Below are 14,395 nucleotides of genomic sequence, written 5' to 3' on the forward strand. Positions count from 1 at the left end.
GCGCCGGCCCCCGCACGACCTGCTCCCTGACCCCAGACCGTCCACACAGGAGTCGTCATGGCGACAATCACGGCCCACGGCAAGCCCGCTGGGGTGTCCGGGCCCAGGCCCGAGCCGCCGGCCCGGCGGCAGAGCCGGCGCCGGCGCCAGCTCCAGAACAACCTGACCGGGTACGCGTTCCTCATCGGCGCCGTGGTGTGTTTCGCCGTCTTCTCCTGGTACCCGATGGTCCGCGGAATCATCATGAGCTTCCAGCGGACGCGGCGTGGCGAGACCACCTGGGTCGGCTGGGACAACTACGAGCGCATCATCAACGACCCGAGCTTCTGGACCGCGTGGAAGAACACCTTCTACTTCACCGCGCTGGCGCTGATCCTCGGCTACGCCGTGCCGTTTTTCGTGGCGATCCTGCTCAACGAGTTCCGCCACGCCAAGGGCTACCTGCGCATCCTGGTGTACCTACCGGTGATGCTGCCACCGGCGTCCGCGCTCTTCCTTTTCAAGTACTACGCGTACGACCCGAGCGACGCCGGCCTCTTCAATGCGATCCTCAATTTCTTCCATCTGCCCACATCGGACTGGATGCAGTCCACCACGATGACGATGCCTGCGATGGTCATCGCGTCGACGTGGATGAACATGGGCGCCGCCGTGCTCATTTATCTGGCTGCCTTACAGAACATTCCCGGGGAGCTCTACGAGGCGGCGGAGATCGACGGCGCCGGCATCTGGCGACGCATCTGGAACGTGACGATCCCGCAGACGAAGCTGATCCTGTCGCTGATGGCGATGCTCCAGATCGTGGCCACGATGCAGCTTTTCATCGAGCCGCTGATCCTCGCCAACGGCGCCGGTACCCAGGACTCGGCCACCTCGGTCGCGTACCTCATCTACCAGCACGGCTTCTTCCAGAACGACCTCAACGGGGCTGCGGCGCTCGGCGTGATCATGCTCATCGTGCTGGCCGGCTTCTCCTTCGTGTACGTGCGCCTCACCTCGCGACAGGACTAGGGGAACAGCACTCATGGCAGCGGACTCGGGTACCCGGACCCTTATCTCCTCGGCGCAGATGCGGCGCGGGCGGGGCAAGTACATCTACTGGACCCTGCTCACGCTCGTGATCGTCATCTTCACGCTGGTCTTCATCGGCCCGCTGTACTGGATGGTCACCGGCGCGCTCAAGTCCGGGCAGGAGATCGCGCAGACCCCGCCGACCCTGTGGCCCCAGGATCCGCGGCTGAGCAACTACACCGACGCGTGGAGCCAGCTCGACCTGGCGAAGCTGCTCTTCAACACGTTCTACTACGCGGCCGGCGCGCTCATCTTCCAGCTCGTGCTGGACACCACGGCCGCGTACGCGCTGTCGAAGCTCCGCCCCGCGTTCGGCAACGTGATCCTCGGCCTGATGCTGGCCACGCTGATGATCCCGGCGATGGTGCTCATCATCCCGCAGTACGTGACGGTCATCGACCTGCCGATCCTGCATATCAGCCTGCTCGACTCGCCGCTCGCGCTGTGGCTGCCCGCGGTGGCGAACGCGTTCAACATTTTCCTGCTGAAGCGCTTTTTTGACTCGATCCCAGAAGAGATCATGTCAGCGGCCGTCATGGACGGTGCGACGCCGCTCCGTACATTGTGGTCGATCATCCTGCCGATGTCCCGGCCGATCCTCGGCGTGGTCTCCATCTTCGCGGTGACTGCGGTGTGGAAGGACTTCCTCTGGCCGAAGCTCGTGATGCCGTCGCCGGAGACCCGGACCGTCAGCGTCGGCATCTACGCGTTTTCCGGTGGCACCCCCATGAACGTGGTGGTCGCGGCTGCGGTCATCGCCGCGATTCCGACCATCATCTTCTTCCTGATTTTCCAGAAGAGCATCATGTCCGGCCTCACGGCGGGCGGCTTGAAGGGATAAAGCGGGACCGCGGCCGTCCGGCCGTATTGCCACATCGCACGAAACACATTGACGTACAAGGAAGCAGGTTAGCCGTGGGCGAAATCGGGACCGTCGAGCCGGAGCAGGTGCGGTCGGCGACGGTGGAATGGTGGCGCTCAGCCGTCATCTACCAGATCTATCCGCGCAGCTTCGCCGACAGCAACGGGGACGGCATCGGCGACCTGGGTGGCGTTCGCGCCCATCTCGACCACCTGGCCGCCCTCGGCGTCGACGCGGTGTGGTTCAACCCTTGGTACGCCTCACCGCAGGCCGATGCCGGCTACGACGTCGCCGACTACCGCGCGATCGACCCGGTCTTCGGCACCCTCGCCGAGGCCGAGGAGCTGATCCGGGAGGCGCACGCGCTGGGCATCCGGATCATCGTGGACGTGGTGCCAAACCACTGTTCGGACAAACACCCGTGGTTTGTCGAAGCGCTTCAGAACGGCCCGGGTTCGACCGCGCGCGACCTGTTCTGGTTCCGCCCGGGCGCGGTATCTCCGGCGAGCTGCCGCCCAACGACTGGCAGTCCATCTTCGGCGGCCCGGCCTGGACCCGCACCACCAACCCGGACGGCACGCCCGGCGAGTGGTACCTGCACCTGTTCGCCCCCGAGCAGCCGGACCTCAACTGGGACAACCCGAAGGTGCGCGAGGAGTTCGAGGACGTGCTGCGGTTCTGGCTGGACCGGGGCGCGGACGGAATCCGGATCGACTCGGCCGCGCTGCTGGTGAAGGACGGCGGGCTCGTCGACTTCGACCCGGCCGAACCGCCGTTCCCGCACCCGTTCCAGGACCGCGACGAGGTGCACGACGTGTACCGGGCGTGGCGGGCGATCACCGACAGCTACCCGGAGCCGCGGGCACTTATCGGCGAGGTGTGGCTGCCGGACGCGGAGCGGTTCGCGGCGTACATGCGCGAGGACGAGATCCACACCGCGTTCAACTTCGCCTTCCTCGGCTGCCCCTGGGACGCGACCGCGCTGCGCGCCATCATCGACGAGACCCTGGCGGTGCACGCCCCGGTCGGTGCGGCCGCGACGTGGGTACTGTCCAATCACGACGTTCCCCGCCACGTCACCAGGTACGGGCGGGTCGACACGTCGTTTACATTGGACTACCGGCAGCTGGGCGCACCCACCGACCGCGCGCTCGGGCTGCGGAGGGCCCGCGCCGCGCTGCTGCTCAACCTCGCGCTGCCCGGCTCGGTCTACCTGTACCAGGGTGAGGAGCTCGGCCTGGAGGAGGTCGAGGACATCCCGGACGGCGTGCGGCAGGACCCGATGTTCTTCCGCACGGACGGGGAAAACCTCGGCCGCGACGGGTGCCGCGTGCCGATCCCGTGGTCCGGCACCGCCTCGCCGTTCGGCTTCAGCCCGCCCGGTGCCACCGCCGAGCCGTGGCTCCCGCAGCCGGCCGCCTGGCAGGACCGGACTGTGGAGGCCGAGTCGGGCGACCCGGACTCGATGCTGGAGCTGTACCGGCGGGCGCTGCGGCAGCGGCGCAGCCAGCCGGAGCTTGGTGACGGCCCGATCGCGTGGCTGCCGGGCCCAGACCGGGTGCTTGTGTTCAGCCGGGGGCGGAACGAGACGTTCGCCTGCGTGGTCAACGTCTCCGACGCCCCGGTCGCACTGCCCGTGGCCGGAACGGTCGTGCTGACCAGTGGCCCGCTCGAGGACGGCCTGCTGCCACCGGACACCGCCGCCTGGGTGGCGACGGCCTAAGCCAGAGCTGCTGAGTGTGTGTGGCCGGCGGCTCCGCCGCCGGCCACGCTGGTCGGGTTGGGTTGTGAAGCGCGGAGGGTGAGGCCGCGGGAGCGACGGTCTGGACCACGACGGACGTCGCGGTAGCTCAGATCCTGGGGTCAGCCGTCAGCGCCAGACATAGGCCCTTGCCTCGACCGGCGCGGCGCTGCCGGCGAAGAGGGAGTTCACCCGCGCCGCCTCGGCCGGGCTGGGCGTGGCGTTGGCGCAGGAGACCGGCGCGCTGCTGCCCGACATCAGGTCCGAGCAGCGGCCGGTACGGTTGTCCGGCAGGCCGAGGATGTGCCCCACTCGTGGGTGGCGATGCGGGTGCGGTTGTACCCCTGGTCGACCGCCTGCCGGCCCATGTAGATGCGGCCCGAGCCGAGCCCGGTCACGTACGCCCGCGGCCATCCGTTGTCGACGTAGATGACGACGGTCGCCGGCGAGCCGGCCTGAAGCCGTACGTTGGTCACGCTGCTGTTCCAGATCTGGGCCGCCTGCGCGAAGTTGGTGGCGAACTCACCGGCCCGGCTGGCGTCGTAGTAGACGACCCGCGGCGCCGCGGAAGCGGGCGCGGCGGCGAGCACCTGGACGCCGACGAGCGACAGGGAGAGCGCGAGCAGGCCCAGGAATGCGCGTTTGAGCATTGTGGACTCCTCAGGAGGAATGGGGGCATTGATACACGGCAATCTAGCTGTGCGGTGTGGCCCGCACCGCATAGCAATTGCCCCATAGCGCCCACTGCCGGCGGGTCGCGCGATGATCTGTGGGTGACACACGTACTGGACGATCCGGTGTGGGCCGCCCTGGCTGGCGCGCACCACCACCTCGGGCGCTTCGCGGGCGACGCCGCTCGCTACCCGTCAGACGTCGCGCCGTTCGCCGCGCTGCGTCCCGGCGCGGGCGGGCACGCCCTGGACGACCTCGCCACGATCACCGAACCCGGCGCTGTCGTCGCCACGGTCGGCGCGGACGTACGCCCGTCGGACGAGTGGGAGCCCCTTGATGTGTTCGCCGGGGTGCAGCTTGTCGACACGGCACTGACCACCGCCCCGGACCCGGAGGCGGTACGGCTGGGGCCGGCCGACGTCGACGAGATGCTCGACCTCGTCGACCGTACCGAGCCCGGCCCGTTCCGAAGGCGCACCATCGAGCTCGGCACGTACCTCGGTATCCGGCGGGAAGGGCGGCTCGTCGCGATGGGCGGCGAGCGCTTCCACCCACCCGGCTGGACGGAGATCAGCGCGGTCTGCACCGATCCGGCGTACCGCGGGCAGGGCCTGGCCACCCGCATCGTGCGCGCTGTGGCGGACGGCATCAAGGCGCGCGGCGAGACCCCGTTTCTGCACGCCTCCGCGGACAACACGACCGCCCTGCGGCTCTACAAGGCCATCGGTTTCAGCCTGCGCCGCGAGGTGGCGATTACGGTGCTGGAGCGGCGCGCCTAAGAAGGCCATACTGGCTCGGATGCGTGACGACTCGATGACTCTTCCGGACGGGCGCACCCTGGCATTCACCGACCTCGGTGCCCCCGACGGCGCTCCGGTGTTCTACTTCCACGGCGCGCCGACGAGCCGGCTCGACCTTGTGCCGTGGGACAACGAGCTCGCCCGGATGGGGCTGCGGGTCTTCTCCCCCGACCGCCCCGGGTACGGCCGCTCCACGCCGCTCCCCGGCCGCGACCTCGAAGACTGGCCGGCCGACGTCGCCGCGCTCGCCGGCTACCTGGGGCTGGCGCGGTTCGCCGTGGTCGGCTACTCCACAGGCGGGCCGTACGCGTTGGTGAGCGCCGCCCTGCTGCCCGGCCGGGTGGCCGCGGCCGGCGTGGTGGCCGGCGTGACCGACATGGGGTGGGCGCCCGCGTGGGAGGGTGTCGAAAAGCGCGAGGCCGAGCTGATGCGGGTCGGCGACGAGGGCGCTGCGGTGAGCTGGTGCGAGACGCGGTACGGCGCGGACGGCGCCCGCTTCTCCGGCGGCAGTGGCCCGTGGGCGGACGCCGACCTCGTGCTGATGGACAACATCGAGGTGGCGGCGTCCCTCGCGGAGACGGTCGGCGAGAGCTTCCGGCAGGGCGTCTCCGGGTACGCGCAGGACGTCACGGTGCAGGCACGCCCGTGGACGTTCGACCCCGGCGCGGTCCGGGTGCCGGTGGTCGTGCTGCACGGCGAGGCCGACACGGTCATCCCCACCGTCCACTCGCGACACACGGCCGACCTCGTGCCCGGCGCCAAGCTGGACCTGCGCCCGGCCGACGGCCACCTGAGCATCGTGGCCCGGATCCCTCGGTTGGCCCTCGACCTGGTCGGCTGAGCGTGTCGCAGTTACGCCTGGCCGACCGCTGTGACCGCATCGTCCGGTCCCGCGCGTTCGACATCGTCATCGTGGTCCTGATCGGCGCCAACGCGATCGTGCTGGGCCTCGAGACCTACCCGCACCTCGGGATGGCCGGCCCGCCACTGCACGTGCTGGAGTGGTTCTTCCGGGCCGTCTTCGTCACCGAGATCGTCATCCGGATCCTCGCACACGGGCGCCGGCCGCAGGACTTCTTCCGGCACGGCTGGAACGTCTTCGACTTCGTGGTCATCGCCGCCGCGTTCATCCCCGGCCTGCACGGCGACTCGCCGATCCTGCGCCTCGTACGCATCGCGCGCGTGTTGCGGTTGGTGCGCTTCTCCCCCGGCCTTCGCACGATCGTGGCGGCGCTGCTGCGCAGCCTCCCGGGAGTGGCTGGCTTCCTGGCGCTGGCCCTGGTCACCCTCTACGTGTATGGCATGGCCGGCTGGCTCATCTTCGCCGAGCACGCCCCCGACGAGTACGGCACGATCGGGCGGGCTGTGCTCACCCTTTTCGTCCTGCTGTCGCTGGAAAACCTGCCCGACCTCATCGAGCAGGGTATGGCGCTGTCCCCCTGGACACTCGTCTACTACGTGAGCTACGTGCTCATCACCGTCAACCTGCTGCTCAACATCCTCATCGCGGTCATCGTCAACTCGATGGAGGAGGCCCGGCGGTTGGAGATGACCGAGCGGATGGCGGCCGACGAGGACGGCGACGGCGTGCCGGACGAAATCGACCGTATTGCCATCAGCCAGCGCCTGGACGACCTGCGTGAGGTCATCGCCGAACTTGAGCGGGAGCTGCGCATCGAACGCGATGAACCGGCGCCGCGCGGACCGGCACGCGAGCCCGAGGCGGCGAAAACACCGTTGCCGCGCAGCCCTTGACCTCCCTACCGTGGAGCGGCCGGAAGGGGGCGAAAACACCATGGGATACGAACTGCTGGCGGGCACCAAGGCACCGGTGCGGGTCTGGACCGACCCGTATGGCATCGAGCCCGATGCCGCACAGCAGCTCCGCAATATCGGTCAGCTGCCGTGGGTCGAGGGCGTCGCCGTCATGCCCGACGTCCACTTTGGAAAGGGCGCGACCGTCGGCTCCGTCATCGCCATGCGGCAGGCCGTTTCGCCGGCCGCGGTCGGCGTCGACATCGGTTGCGGCATGTCCGCGGTGCGCACCTCGCTGACCGCAGCCGACCTGCCGGACAGCCTGGCCCCGCTGCGCCGCGCGATCGAGGACGCGATCCCGGTCGGCTTCGCCCAGCGCGACCGCGAGGTCGACCCGCGGCGGGTGCGCGGCCTGGAGCAGGCGGGCTGGGACGCGTTCTGGCGCGGGTTCGGCACCCTCCACGATGGAGTGTCCAAGCTGGAGGGCCGAGCGCACAACCAGATGGGCACGCTTGGCGGGGCAACCACTTCATCGAGGTCTGCGTCGAGCAGGGCGGCCCGGACGACGGACAGGTGTGGCTCATGCTGCACTCGGGCTCGCGCAACATCGGCAAGGAGCTCGCCGAGCGGCACATCGCCATCGCCCGCCGCCTGCCGCACAACACCGACCTGCCCGACCGCGACCTGGCCGTCTTCCTGGCCGGCACGCCGGAGATGGAGGCGTACCGGCGCGACCTGTGGTGGGCGCAGGAGTACGCGCGCCGCAACCGGGCCGTCATGATGGCCGTGCTTTGCGACGTCGTACGCCGGATGCTGCCCCAGGTGACCTACGGGGAGCCGATCAGCTGCCACCACAACTACGTGGCCGAGGAGTCCTACGGCGGCGTGGAGGTGCTGGTGACCCGCAAGGGCGCGATCCGGGCCGGCGCCGGCGACCTGGGCATCATCCCGGGCTCGATGGGCACCGGTTCGTACATCGTGCGCGGGCGCGGCAACGCGGACGCGTACTGCTCGGCGTCGCACGGCGCGGGGCGGCGGATGTCGCGGTCCAAGGCGAAGAAGACGTTCAGCACCGAGGACCTGGCGGCACAGACCGCCGGCGTCGAGTGCCGCAAGGACGCTGGCGTGGTCGACGAGATCCCGGGGCGTACAAGGACATCGCGCAGGTCATGGAGCGGCAGGAGGACCTTGTCGAGGTGGTCGCCCATCTCAAGCAGGTCGTCTGTGTCAAGGGTTGACGGCTGGGTCTAGGGCGTGGGCGAGGCGGCGGACCGCCTCGTCCATGAGGTCGGGTGGGGCCGCGGCGTAGGTCAGGCGCAGGTGCGGCGCCGGGGTTCGGCCGCATACCAGGGCCGGCCGGGGAAGACGACGACGCCTTCGGCGGTAGCCGCGGCGGCCAGCGCGACGTCATCGGTGCCGTCCGGCAGGCGAGCCCACAGGTGCAGGCCGCCGCGCGGTACCGCGGACGGGACGAGGTCCGGCAGGTGGCGGCGCAGTGCGGCCAGCAGCGCCTCGCGCCGGGCTCGCAGCGCGGTGCGCAGGGCCCGGCGGTGCCTCGTCCAGGCCGGCGCGGTGACGAAGTCCAGCGTGGCCTGCTGTAGCGGGCCGGCGACGAAGAAGTCGTCGAGCAGCCGGGCCGTGCGCAGCCGGGCGCCGGCCGGACCGCGGGCGCCGAGCGCCGCGACCCGCAGGCCGGGAGCGGCGGACTTGGTCAGCGAGCGGACGTAGACCACGTGCCCGTCGGGGTCGTCGGCGGCCAGCGGTGGCGGCGCATCCCCGTCGATGGTGAGGTCGCGGGCGTAGTCGTCCTCGATCAGGAAGGCGCCGGCGTCCCGTACCGCCTCGGCGACCTCCACTCGCCGCCGAGTCGAAAGCGTCGCTCCAGTCGGGTTGGCGTAGAGCGGCTGGCAGTAGAAGAGCCGCGCGCCGGTGCGGCTGAACGCGGCGGCGAGCTGGTCCGGCAGTACCCCATCGGCGTCGGCTGGCACCGGCACCACTCGCAGCCCGGAAGCCCGCGCCGCGGCCAGCGCCCCCAGGTAGGTCGGCGACTCGACGAGCAGGGTGTCGCCGGGCGCGGCGAGGGCGCGCAGCGCGGAAGAGAGTGCCGCCTGGCCCCCCGGGCAGATCAGCATGTCGTCGGCGCGCAGCCCAGCCCCAATCTCGCGGGCGAACCAGGCGCGCAGGTCCTCGCGCCCCTCGACCGGCCCGCGCTGCCAGGCCGCGGGCTGCCGGGCGGCCCGGGCGAGCGCGGCGCCGAGCCCGGCGACCGGCTGAAGGTCCGCGTCCAGGTAGCCGCCGGTGAGCGGAATCGTCCCGGGCCGCGGTAGCGCGAGTAACGCCTGCATCTCCTCCTCGCCCGGCCGGCCTGCGCCGAGCGCCACGGTCTGCCACGACAGGTCGGGCACGCGGCGCTCCTGTGGCCGGGCGGCCACGTAGGTGCCCTTTCCCGGCCGCGCCTCGACAAGCCCTTGCGCCACCAGCTGCCGTACCGCCTCGGCGACGGTCACCGGCGAGGCCTGGTGCCGGGCGGTCAGCTCGCGCACCGAGGGCAGCCGCTCGCCGGGCTCCGAGACGGCCACGAGGCGGCGCAGATCTTGGATAACACGATCGACCGCGTTACCGTACTCCATGAAAGCTCAGAGTAGCGCTACTGTCGTCGCCACGGTAACGGCCAACCGCGCCAGCGGCCTCGCGCTCGGCGGGCTGGGCGTGCTCGCGTTCAGCCTGTCGCTGCCGTTCACCCGGGTCGCCGTGCAGCAGCTCGACCCGTGGTTCGTCGCCTTCGGCCGGGCCGTCGGTGCGGGCCTGCTGGCCTGGGCGTACCTGCGGCTCACCGGCGCGCCCCGGCCTACGCGGAGCCAGTGGCGGCGGTTGTCGGTCGTCGCACTCGGCGTCGTCGTCGGCTTCCCGCTCTTCACCTCGCTCGCCCTGACCACGCAGACGTCCGCGCACGGCGCGGTCGTCATCACCGTGCTGCCCGCGATGACCGCCGTGTTCGCGGTGCTGCGGGCCGGCGAGCGCCCGCCGCCGCTGTTCTGGGCGGCCAGCGCCGGTGGGCTGCTGGCGGTACTCGCGTTCCTGGTCGCAAGCGGCGCGGTGCGGGGCGCGCTGACCGCCGCCGACCTGTTCCTGCTCGTCGCGGTCGTCCTCTGTGGACTCGGATACGCCGAGGGTGGCGCGCTGGCCCGGGAGCTGGGCGGCGCCCGTACGATCTGCTGGGCGTTGCTGCTCTCGCTGCCGGTCACCGTGTTCGTCACGCTCGGCGCCGCCTGGGCCCACCCGCCGCGCGCCGATCTCAACGCCTGGGCCGCGTTCGGCTACCTCACCGCGGTCTCCATGTTCCTTGGCTTCTTCGCCTGGTACGCGGGCCTGGCCCGGGCGGTATCGCCCGGGTCGGCCAGATCCAGCTCACCCAGCCGGTGCTCACCCTGCTCTGGTCCGCGCTGCTGCTCGGCGAGAGCGTCACCCCCGCCTCGGTGGGCGCCGCGCTCGTCGTGCTCGCCTTCGTCGTGCTGACCCAGCGCAGCCGCGCCGGGTACGGTGTCCGGCGTGGATGACTCCCCCACCCGCCGGCCGGCCGCGCTGGCCGGCATCCTCGCCGACGCCGAGGCGCGCGAGTTCGTGATGTCCTGCGAGGCGCGCACCGGCTCGCTGCTGGCCACGCTCGCCGCGTCCAAGCCCGGCGGGCGGCTGCTGGAGCTGGGCACCGGCACCGGTGCGGGCGCCGCCTGGCTGCTCGACGGCGCCGAGGCCGGTGCGCGGCTGACCACTGTGGAGGTCGACCCGGACGTGCAGGCGGTGGCGGTCAAGCACCTCGGCCTCGACCCACGGGTCACATTCGTCACCGCGGACGCCGACGAGTGGCTGTCCACGTACGACGGTGAGCCCTTCGACCTCGCGTTCGTGGACTGTATCCCGGGCAAGTTTCACCGGATGGACGAGGTCGTCGCGCTGCTCAAGCCCGGCGGCCTGTACATCGGCGACGACCTGCTGCCGCACCCGGGCTGGCCGGCTGAGCACCACGACCGGGTGGACGCCTTCGTCGCCGGCCTGCCGCTGGTGCCCGGGCTGCGCACCACGACGCTGGCCTGGGCCTCCGGCCTGGTCATCGGCGTTAAGTCGTAACCCGCCCGCTAGATAGACGCTAGGACCTCGGCGAGCGAGTGCCGGCCGGCGGCGGCCAGAGCCGGGTTCGTGTACCTGTAGGTGCGCACCGCGCCGAGCCCGGCCCGCAGCGCCCAGCCGCGACCCCGCCGCCAGGTCGCGTCGTCGACGCCCACGACCGTGCGGAAGACGTCCCGGGTCCGGGCGCTCAGCAGCGCCCAGGCGGGCAGCAGGTCGGTGGCCGGGTCACCGGTGCCGACCAGGCCGAAGTCGATGACCGCGGCGAGGCGGCCCTGCCGGGCGACGAGGTTCGCCGGCATCAGGTCGCCGTGCAGCCAGACCGGCGGTCCCGCCCAGGGCGGCGCGGCGAGGGCGTCCTCCCAGATCGCGGTCGCCCGCTCGGGGTCGACGATACCGACGGCGGCCAGGCGTTTGATGGACTCGTTCACCTCGACGTCGCCGGGCGCGACAGGCACGGCGCGGGGCGAGCGCGGGGCGCCGGCGGTGTTGATCCGCTGTAGCGCCGCGACGAACCGGCCCAGCCGCACCGCGACGTCGCGCAGGTCCAGGTCGGGCCGGTTGGCGAGGGTCTCCCCGTGGAGCCAGCGGTACACCGACCACGGGTACGGAAACTCGGCGTCCGGCACGCCCGCGCCCAGCGGTACCGGCACGTCCAGCGGCAGGCGCGGCGCCAGCCGGGGCAGCCACTCCCGTTCCCTGGCCATCATGGGCGCGGCCCGGGGCAGGGCGGGCAGGCGCACCACGAGCTCGTCGCCGAGCCGATAGATCAGGTGGTCGGTGCCGACGGTGGGGATCTCGTGCACGGGCAGGTCCGCCCACTGCGGAAACTGCCGCGCGACCAGTCTGCTGACTAGGTCAACCTGGCTCGCGCTCACGGCCCGAAGGTTACCGAGCGGCCGGAACGCCTATGCGCGGGGCCGTACCAATTTCGCGTTTCGCGCAGGCCAGGCCACGCCCGCGCGGGCCAACTACCGCAGCCGTAGCGCGAGCATCAACCGGCGCTGGGCAGGGTCTTGTCGACCTCGGCCGCGCCGGCGACCTCGTAGACGGCGGTGACGGCGTCGCGCGGGACCGACCCGTACACGTGCGGAAACAGGCCGCGGCCGTCGCCGGCCGCCTCCCAGCGGACGCTCTCCCCAGCGCGTCCGCGTCGATGGCGGCGATCACCAGCGCGGGCTCGGCCGGAAACACCAGCAGCGCGGTGGGGCCTACCTGCTCGCGCGAGGAGCAGTGGATGAACCCGGACTCGTGGTCGAACGCCGACCCGTCGAAGCGCCCAGCGGCCTCGAACTCGGCCCACTCGGCCGGCAGCAAGATCTTGTAGATCAACACGGGTCCCAGGGTGCCACGGCCGACCGCTTGAACGCGCCGCCGGGTGCCGAGGTTGTCCTGCCTCGGGGTCAGGTTGGCGACCGGAAAGGGGGCGCGCCCCGGTAACCCGGCACGGAACGCAGCGACGTTTATACGTGTGTCCATCGCCGCGCGCAGGCAAATCGCCGTAAGTTCCATCCCGACCGGAGTTGTTCCATGACCCAAGCCATGACCGGGCCGCCCGATCGGGCGCCACCGCCCGATCGCCCGTGGTGGAGCAGATGACCAACGACTTCGACTCATTCTTCAGAGGTCGCGCCCCCGCGCTGCTGCGCACGGCGTACCTGATGACCGGCGACAAGCACCTGGCCGAAGACCTCGTCCAGGACGCGTTGGCCCGTACCTTCCGGGCCTGGCGGCGGCTGTCCGACGGCGGCAACCCGGAGGCGTACGCCCGCCGCGTGATGTACCACCTCCAGGTGAGCACGTGGCGACGGCGCCGCGTGGTCGAGACCATGCCGGGTGAGCTGCCCGAGCGCCGCGACCACGCCGACCACGCGCACAACGCGGTCGAGCGGCTGGCGTTGCGCCGGGCGCTCCAGGCCCTGCCGGCCCGCCAGCGGGCCGTCGTCATCCTGCGGTACTTCGAGGACTACAGCGAGGCGGAGACCGCCGACATCCTCAACTGCCGCGTGGGCACGGTGAAGAGCCACACCGCCCGCGCCCTCAGCAAGCTCCGTGAACTGATGCCCGAGATCGAACTGTCCGAAGGGGTGACCCGATGAACGACCTGAACCAGCGACTCGCCACCCTGGCGGACGAGATGACCGACACCGACTACACCACGCTGCGGCAGCGGGTGGACACCACCGCGCGCCGCCTCGGGTACCGCCGTGCCGCCGTCACCTCGGTCGCGGCCCTGGCCCTGGCTGGAGCGGCCGCGATCGGCGGCGTCCAGATGCTGCCGCAGGCCAACGAGACGCCGCAGCCCGGCGAGTCGGCCTCGGTGGTCGCACCACCCACGCCGTCGCCGTCCACCCCGCCCGCCCCGCCGGTCGTGTCGCCGCCGGCAAACCCGACCTCGTCGCCGCCCGCGTCTTCGGCAACGCCGCCGGACCACGTCCCGGGCCGCCTCGTGTACCTGCGGGTCGGCGGCGAGATCGAGATGGTCACGGTGACCAACGGGGTCACCAAGACCACCAGCTTCGGCGGCTGGTGGCGGGGCGACCAGGCCATAACCGTCTCACCCGACGGGACCATGGTCGCGCTGGTCCAAGCGATGGACAACCGCAGCGAGTACCCCGGCGACCTGCTCATCGTCCGACCCGGCGGCTCCCGCAAGCTCGTGGCCCAGAGCGTCATGTGGGGCGGCGGAGTCGCGCCGGTCTGGACGCCGGACTCCAAGCACCTGCTGGTCGGCATCACCGAGCTACAAGGCGACACCGCCGTCGGCGAGAAGTACGGCTACGTCGACGCCGCCACCGGCACGTTCACCGAGACCGACCTCGACCAGTTCCCGGAGTACCTCACCTGGTCCGCCAACGGCTCGTTCCGCGCCCACGCCGAGGGCAGCAGCACGATCGTGGTGGAGCGGGCGAACGGCACGGTGCTCCGGCGGTTCAGCCTGACCCCGCAGCCGGAGTGCGCAACCCGCGAGTGCCCGTTCGCGGTGCAGGCGGTCTCCGACGACGGCCGGTACATCGCCACCGCGATCGGCAACACCGACCCCACCCGGGTCACCGGTGCCCAGATCGTCCTGGACACCACGAACGGCCGGCGGGTTCCGATCCCCGCCAGCGTGAAGGGAATCACCGAGATCTTCTTCCGCTCGGACAACAGCCTTGTCGTGCAGACCAAGGACAAGCTCCACCTGGTCAACCGCAGCGGCAAGATCACCGCGACGATCGACCGCCCGGACCCGACCAACGAGGCCGACCTCGGCCGGTACACCGACCGCTGACCCATCGACCAGAGCGGTGCCGGACACGTTCCGGCGCCGCTCGTCGCTGTCCCGAAATTCGATTGCGCCGCCGGCGGGCGGCAGGCCACCGTCAACCG

The 14,395-nt window shown here is 71.2% G+C and carries 10 protein-coding genes and 5 pseudogenes; 11 read left to right on the top strand and 4 right to left on the bottom strand.

Annotated elements, in window-relative coordinates; all coding sequences use genetic code 11:
• Nucleotides 1-57 precede the first annotated feature (57 nt).
• The 3 genes and pseudogenes from Pflav_RS25990 to Pflav_RS26000 all read left to right on the top strand — a co-directional run bounded on the left by Pflav_RS25990 (nucleotide 58) and on the right by Pflav_RS26000 (nucleotide 3,656).
• Nucleotides 58-1,011, top strand: a complete 954-nt coding sequence (locus tag Pflav_RS25990) for a carbohydrate ABC transporter permease (protein ID WP_173038948.1) — start codon at nucleotides 58-60, stop codon at nucleotides 1,009-1,011.
• A gap of 13 nt (nucleotides 1,012-1,024) precedes the next feature.
• Nucleotides 1,025-1,912 (top strand): carbohydrate ABC transporter permease, encoded by an 888-nt coding sequence (locus Pflav_RS25995; protein WP_173038949.1) that lies wholly within the window; start codon nucleotides 1,025-1,027, stop codon nucleotides 1,910-1,912.
• A 107-nt stretch (nucleotides 1,913-2,019) separates the two neighbouring features.
• Nucleotides 2,020-3,656 (top strand): annotated as a pseudogene (locus tag Pflav_RS26000) (glycoside hydrolase family 13 protein).
• A gap of 147 nt (nucleotides 3,657-3,803) precedes the next feature.
• Here the strand turns inward: Pflav_RS26000 and Pflav_RS26005 are convergent.
• Nucleotides 3,804-4,396 (bottom strand): annotated as a pseudogene (locus Pflav_RS26005) (snapalysin family zinc-dependent metalloprotease).
• Nucleotides 4,397-4,447: 51 nt separating this feature from the next.
• Between Pflav_RS26005 and Pflav_RS26010 the strand changes: the two are divergent.
• From Pflav_RS26010 to Pflav_RS26025, 4 genes and pseudogenes are all read left to right on the top strand, one after another.
• Nucleotides 4,448-5,125, top strand: coding sequence for a GNAT family N-acetyltransferase (locus tag Pflav_RS26010; RefSeq protein ID WP_173038950.1), 678 nt, complete (start codon nucleotides 4,448-4,450; stop codon nucleotides 5,123-5,125).
• Nucleotides 5,126-5,144: 19 nt separating this feature from the next.
• Nucleotides 5,145-5,987, top strand: coding sequence for an alpha/beta fold hydrolase (locus tag Pflav_RS26015; RefSeq protein ID WP_173038952.1), 843 nt, complete (start codon nucleotides 5,145-5,147; stop codon nucleotides 5,985-5,987).
• A 2-nt stretch (nucleotides 5,988-5,989) separates the two neighbouring features.
• The gene (locus tag Pflav_RS26020; protein ID WP_232071925.1) at nucleotides 5,990-6,901 is read left to right on the top strand and encodes an ion transporter; all 912 of its coding nucleotides are present in this window, start codon (nucleotides 5,990-5,992) and stop codon (nucleotides 6,899-6,901) included.
• 40 nt (nucleotides 6,902-6,941) lie between these two features.
• A pseudogene (locus Pflav_RS26025) lies at nucleotides 6,942-8,139 on the top strand (RtcB family protein).
• Here Pflav_RS26025 and Pflav_RS26030 read toward each other — a convergent pair.
• A pseudogene (locus Pflav_RS26030) lies at nucleotides 8,129-9,531 on the bottom strand (aminotransferase-like domain-containing protein). The pseudogenes Pflav_RS26025 and Pflav_RS26030 sit on opposite strands and share 11 nt — an antisense overlap.
• Here Pflav_RS26030 and Pflav_RS26035 point away from each other — a divergent pair.
• Together Pflav_RS26035 and Pflav_RS26040 are read left to right on the top strand one after the other, a co-directional pair.
• Nucleotides 9,530-10,417 carry a DMT family transporter gene (locus Pflav_RS26035; protein WP_232071929.1) on the top strand — a complete coding sequence of 296 codons (888 nt, stop codon included), beginning with the start codon at nucleotides 9,530-9,532 and terminating at the stop codon, nucleotides 10,415-10,417. The pseudogene Pflav_RS26030 and the gene Pflav_RS26035 sit on opposite strands and share 2 nt — an antisense overlap.
• A 33-nt stretch (nucleotides 10,418-10,450) precedes the next feature.
• The gene (locus Pflav_RS26040; protein ID WP_173038954.1) at nucleotides 10,451-11,026 is read left to right on the top strand and encodes an O-methyltransferase; all 576 of its coding nucleotides are present in this window, start codon (nucleotides 10,451-10,453) and stop codon (nucleotides 11,024-11,026) included.
• 8 nt (nucleotides 11,027-11,034) lie between these two features.
• Here Pflav_RS26040 and Pflav_RS26045 read toward each other — a convergent pair whose 3' ends face one another.
• A complete protein-coding gene (locus Pflav_RS26045) occupies nucleotides 11,035-11,901 on the bottom strand; it encodes an aminoglycoside phosphotransferase family protein (protein ID WP_173038956.1) in 867 nt (288 codons plus the stop codon).
• A gap of 230 nt (nucleotides 11,902-12,131) precedes the next feature.
• Nucleotides 12,132-12,640 (bottom strand): annotated as a pseudogene (locus tag Pflav_RS46235) (DUF952 domain-containing protein); the annotation flags it as partial.
• On the opposite strand from Pflav_RS46235, the gene Pflav_RS26055 reads away from it, so the two are divergent.
• A complete protein-coding gene (locus Pflav_RS26055; RefSeq protein ID WP_415624394.1) occupies nucleotides 12,610-13,122 on the top strand; it encodes a SigE family RNA polymerase sigma factor in 513 nt (170 codons plus the stop codon). The pseudogene Pflav_RS46235 and the gene Pflav_RS26055 overlap by 31 nt on opposite strands.
• On the top strand, nucleotides 13,119-14,297 hold the full coding sequence (locus Pflav_RS26060; RefSeq protein WP_173038960.1) for a hypothetical protein: 1,179 nt from the start codon (nucleotides 13,119-13,121) through the stop codon (nucleotides 14,295-14,297). Before Pflav_RS26055 ends, Pflav_RS26060 begins: the two co-directional genes overlap by 4 nt.
• Nucleotides 14,298-14,395: the final 98 nt, after the last annotated feature.

Source organism: Phytohabitans flavus (assembly GCF_011764545.1).
Taxonomy (GTDB): Bacteria; Actinomycetota; Actinomycetes; order Mycobacteriales; family Micromonosporaceae; genus Phytohabitans; species Phytohabitans flavus.

Bases quoted from the DNA above. Each gene is read 5' to 3' on its own strand.
- Pflav_RS25990 (WP_173038948.1), top strand. From the start codon at position 58: ATGGCGACAATCACGGCCCACGGCAAGCCCGCTGGGGTGTCCGGGCCC.
- Pflav_RS25995 (WP_173038949.1), top strand. From the start codon at position 1,025: ATGGCAGCGGACTCGGGTACCCGGACCCTTATCTCCTCGGCGCAGATG.
- Pflav_RS26015 (WP_173038952.1), top strand. From the start codon at position 5,145: ATGCGTGACGACTCGATGACTCTTCCGGACGGGCGCACCCTGGCATTC.
- Pflav_RS26035 (WP_232071929.1), top strand. From the start codon at position 9,530: ATGAAAGCTCAGAGTAGCGCTACTGTCGTCGCCACGGTAACGGCCAAC.
- Pflav_RS26060 (WP_173038960.1), top strand. From the start codon at position 13,119: ATGAACGACCTGAACCAGCGACTCGCCACCCTGGCGGACGAGATGACC.